The organism is Pseudomonas sp. 05N434 (assembly GCF_056396965.1).
On the sequence record NZ_JBFTMK010000625.1, the window covers coordinates 1 to 4,613 of the forward strand.

Below are 4,613 nucleotides of genomic sequence, written 5' to 3' on the forward strand. Positions count from 1 at the left end.
GTCGTGGGCGGACTTGGCTTTGTGGCCGAACGGCGGCCGACGCAGGACGAATTCCTGTTCGGGGTATTCCAGCAGGTAAGTCAGGTTCGACGCACCGCCCGGAAACTGGCTGATCACAGGCAAACCACTCAGACCCGGAATGTGSGCCTTGAGGTATGGATCGATCAGGCTGGCATCGAGTTCTTCGCCAGAGCGGATACGGGTGGACTGGTCAGTAAGCGCCATGCTTATCCCTTCTGCTTATTTTGGAGGCCAGACATCATTGACTAATCTAATGGCGCGCCGGGGTGGCCACAAGCGCGGCACGGTCTTATAGGTTAGCGTGTTGCCGGATAATCAGCGTTCCTGATGTGCGCGAACAGGCGCGGCGGACTATGGTTCAGGGAGCGTCGCTTCCAGGAAGGAGATTCAACATGGGCTGTCCGCAAGTTTGCGCCACCGCGACCCTGCAATGCAGTTTCGGCGCGGCGCCGGCGGTACTCAACGTGCTGCCAGTGAACCGCACAATGACCGGGGGCATGCCGGCGGCGAACATCATGGACCACATTCCGTTGGTGAACGTCATGCCGTTCGGCACGTGCATGAGCATGGCCAACCCGATGGTCGCGGCCGCCACCGCCGCGGCACTTGGCGTGCTGACACCGATGCCGTGCATCCCGGCCACCGCCACCCCATGGATCCCTGGCGGCGCGCCGACCCTGCTGCTGGGCGGCATGCCGGCCATCGATGCCAACAGCACCTTGATGTGCAACTGGGCCGGAGTGATCAAAATCGTGATGCCGGGGCAGATGCAGATGCTGATTCCCTGATCGCCACAACCTCTGTAGCAGCTGGCGAAGCCTGTGTTTGGCCGTAGCAGCTGTCGAGCTTGCGAGGCTGCGTTCGGCTGCGAAACAGTCGTAAAACCTGAGACTGCGGTACATCAGGCAGACTGCGTCAGCCGGACTTGCGACTGCTTCGCAGCCGAACGCGGCCTCGCGTTGCTCGGCAGCTGCTACAGAGCTCAGGCTTGAGAAGGATCGCTCCAGCGTCTGAACCACCAGCGCACCCGTGAGATCGGCTTGCCGTCGGCGTCCAATGGTCGTCCGTCGCTGGCGAAGCCCTGTTCCGGTTCCAGCAATTGACCGTTGAGATATCGAGCCTCGACGGCCGGCTTGCCGTTCGGATGAAAGCGTTGATAGCGCCCGTCGCGCACGCCGTCGCGGTAAAACTCGACCTCCGCCAGTTGCCCATCGGGAAAGTAATTGAACGCCTCGCCATGCAACAGCCCTCGGCGATAAGTTGCCTTGCGCTGCAGACTGCCTTCGGGGGCATAGAAACTGGCAACCCCCTGCAGCTTGTCACGCACAAACGGCAACTGCGCCGAGACCTTGCCATTGGGGTGGTAGAGCAGGGTGGTGCCTTGCAGCTCGCCGTGGCTGTAGTGCAAATCAGCCTGCGCACGCCCGTCATCCTTGATGTGCAGCGCACCGTCGAGCTRGCCATCGAGCAGGCGCCCTTTGAGCTGTTTATCGTTCTGTTGCAAATCCAGCGGCGTGATGGCCATGGCTTCTCCTGATCAGTTGACCTGCACCAGACCCCCCTTGATGGTCAGCATGCCGCCACCATCCACGGTCTGCGAAGCRGCGCCCTTGTTGGTCAGGCTGATCCCGGCATCGTTGGTCATGGTCGTGCCGGCCTTGTTTTCCAGCGAGGTGCCAGCCTGATTGCTCAGAGAGGTCCCGGCCTTCTGGCTGATCGACGTACTGGCCTCGGCCGCCAGATCGGCGCCGCTCTTGATCGAAAAACTGCCGCCGCTTTGCAAGGTCAGGGTACCGGTCACCTTGATGGTCAGGTTGCCGTCCACCGTCAGGCTGTAATCTCCGGTGACCTTGTGCGTGTAATTGCCACCGGTACTGTGGGTCTGGTCGGCGCCCACGGTCACCGTGCGGCTGTCCTTCACATCGAGCGTGTCGCTGCCAGTCTGGATGGTCACGCTGCGTTTGCCTTTCTCCAGGGTCACGGTCTCGTCGCCGTCCTTCACCGTGCGCGTGCGAGCGTTCTTCACGGTCAGGGTTTCATCGGGGCAGCGCGTTGTCACCGTTGTAGACGCAGCCGGTTACCAGCGGTCGATCCGGATCGCCATCGATAAAGGTCACGATCACTTCCTGGCCGATGCGCGGCACGAACTGCATGCCGAAGCCCTTGCCGCTCCAGGGCAATACAACTCGCACCCAACAGGAACTGGTTTCGTCGTTCTTGCCGTCGCGGTCCCAAGGGAACTGCAACTTGATCCGGCCGTATTCGTCGGTCCAGATTTCTTCGCCCGACTTGCCGACGACAATTGCCGTTTGCGGGTGCATGCGCGGTTTGGGGGTGATGCGTTCCGGGCGGTACGGCGTGGCCTTGGGGATTGCCTCGAAGCGATTGCGATAGCTGTCGTGACTGGCGTCATGTGTCACCGCCGTCACTACCCAATCGATGTTCAACGTTGAATCATCGTGCCCGGCGAGGGTGAACCAGTGCCCCGGCACCAGCCAGCGGCAGTCGCTTTCACCGACAAAGCGTTTCTCCTGACTGCGCAAGCCGTCGACCCGCTGCTTGGTCAATGCATCGCCGCGCGCCTTGGCGTTGTAGCCGCCCGGATGCTCATACATCGAACGCGGCCCGGCCACCGCTTCGGCTTGGCCGTACAGCGATGTGGTCGGGGTGGTGAATTCATAATCCGTCGACCGATACACACCAGCCACGGCCTGAACGCAGACCTGCCCGGAGCGAATGCCGTGCAGTTCACGTTCGCCCAGTTGCTGGCCGAGATAGCTGACCTTGGGTCCATTGGGAATCGGCACAAACGCATCGTTACTGTCACCCAGCACCAGCGTGTGCTTGCCGTCCTCATGGGTGAAAAACCAGAAAATCCCTTCTTCCTCCAGCAACCGCGAGACGAACGCGAAATCGGTTTCGCCGTACTGCACGCAGTATTCGCGCGGGGTGTAACTGCCGGTGAGTGAGAGCTTGAAGTCGGTGAAGGCGTGGGCCTTGAAAATCGTGGTGACGATGTCTGAAGTGCTGAGGTTCTGGAACACGCGGTTGTTGCTGGCAAGGGTCAGCCACCAGAGCCATGGCCTTAGTACAAGCTGATAGCGCTCGGCGGTGGCGTCGGCGGGGAGTTGTCGGATTTCGGCGACCAGCGCGTCCAGCGGGCGGGTGAGGGCGTCGTTGTGCAGGGTGGCGGTGACGTGGGTGGCGACGGCGGTGGTCAGGGTGAGCGAGGAGCCGTCGTTGAGGCCGTTGAGAATTTGCGAGCCGAGCTGGTTGAGGGCCTCTTCGCCGGAAAGGGATTCAGGGTAAAGCGCCGACAGCGAGGCGGCGGTGAGGGAAAGGCTGGTGGTGGCATCGACGGAGCGGGGCATCAAGTAGCCTCAGGTGGTCAATGAATCAGCTTCGCAGCGAACCATTCTTGGCGCGGCGGCATCAACTAAGCTTAAGTCCGGCCAATGAGCAGCGTTCATCTATTGAAGTGTCTGATATGAAACTAATTCTCGACTTGATAAGGTTGTAGAAGTCGCGTTTGCTGAGGCCGAATACCTCAGTGCTACCCTTGGTTTTTCTGCTGCGGGCCATGATGGTCCGAATCACAAGATCGTTGATCTGATTGGCCGATAACTCGTCAAACATTAAGGTGAACAATACGGCTAATTGGTTGGCGTCTGCCAGATTTATGTTGGTGTTGTTTTCAGTAATGGCATATTCCTGATAGGTGTTCTGATAGTTGAGTGTCAGACGCTGTTTGATGGGAATATAGTGGTTCAGGGCAGAAATACTGGCCACCACCACGGCGATACCATCGGGAACTTGAGCATTCCAGGGTAAATGGGCCATGGGTGCCGGTTTCTTTTTAGTGGGAACCGGTTTTCCTGAGGTRGGATTGACTGTCATGGCGGTGAAGTTGTAAGTGGCAGCACCGACAATCATCACTCCGTTGTCACTGGTGCCCAGTGCCAATACACTTTTGTATTGCGTGCCTAATGCACCGCTGGCGTCGAGGATAGGAGAAAGGTCATCCCTGATGTCTGGGTCCATTACCTGATAGATATGATCCGTAACAGTAGGGTTGTCGTCCCCGCCTAATGAATAAATGAACTGATCGGCGATATAACAGAAATCTTCGTCTTTGACGTGTATATGCAACCGTTCACCAACATATTCGACCTCGGTAACCTCTTTTAATAACTGCAGGTTGTGAGTTTCGCAAAGCTTGATGATCTTTGCATTCCTGGCCCCAGGCAGTACTGCTCCCGTGAATTCGGAGCCGCCGGGGCGGGCAAGCCAGTTCATCTTTGGCGAGTGTTTGCTGGCAATATCGACCACCCAGGCGGCGGTGGCGCTACCGCCGTAGATAGCGCGGTCAATATTGGGAACTTGTTGCTCCTCGTCTTCAAGAAATTCGATACCTTCGATAACTTGTGAGTATTCAACACCGGGCGCAGGTGTTCCTGTTATTTTGGGCGGTTTACGTTGGGCGCCAATGCCGGTGGCAATCACTATTTTTTCAACGATTAAGGCATGCGAGGTATCAAACCAGGCGACGTAATTTCCTGGTTGGGTGAGTGACTTGGATATCCGCCGTACCT

3 protein-coding genes and 2 pseudogenes are annotated in these 4,613 nt (G+C 58.4%); 1 reads left to right on the forward strand and 4 read right to left on the reverse strand.

Annotated elements, in window-relative coordinates; all coding sequences use genetic code 11:
• Positions 1–225, reverse strand: a 225-nt coding sequence (locus AC1DLB_RS27035) for a phosphotransferase family protein (protein WP_477786008.1), incomplete at its 3' end; no start/stop codon positions are given.
• 188 nt (positions 226–413) lie between these two features.
• On the opposite strand from AC1DLB_RS27035, the gene AC1DLB_RS27040 reads away from it, so the two are divergent.
• A complete protein-coding gene (locus AC1DLB_RS27040) occupies positions 414–809 on the forward strand; it encodes a DUF4280 domain-containing protein (protein ID WP_018929674.1) in 396 nt (131 codons plus the stop codon).
• A gap of 194 nt (positions 810–1,003) precedes the next feature.
• On the opposite strand, the gene AC1DLB_RS27045 is transcribed toward AC1DLB_RS27040, so the two are convergent.
• From AC1DLB_RS27045 to AC1DLB_RS27055, 3 genes and pseudogenes are all read right to left on the reverse strand, one after another.
• Positions 1,004–1,546, reverse strand: coding sequence for a toxin-antitoxin system YwqK family antitoxin (locus tag AC1DLB_RS27045; protein WP_477786009.1), 543 nt, complete (start codon positions 1,544–1,546; stop codon positions 1,004–1,006).
• Positions 1,547–1,558: 12 nt separating this feature from the next.
• Positions 1,559–3,392, reverse strand: a pseudogene (gene tssI, locus AC1DLB_RS27050) (type VI secretion system tip protein TssI/VgrG).
• 61 nt (positions 3,393–3,453) lie between these two features.
• Positions 3,454–4,613, reverse strand: a pseudogene (locus AC1DLB_RS27055) (hypothetical protein); the annotation flags it as partial.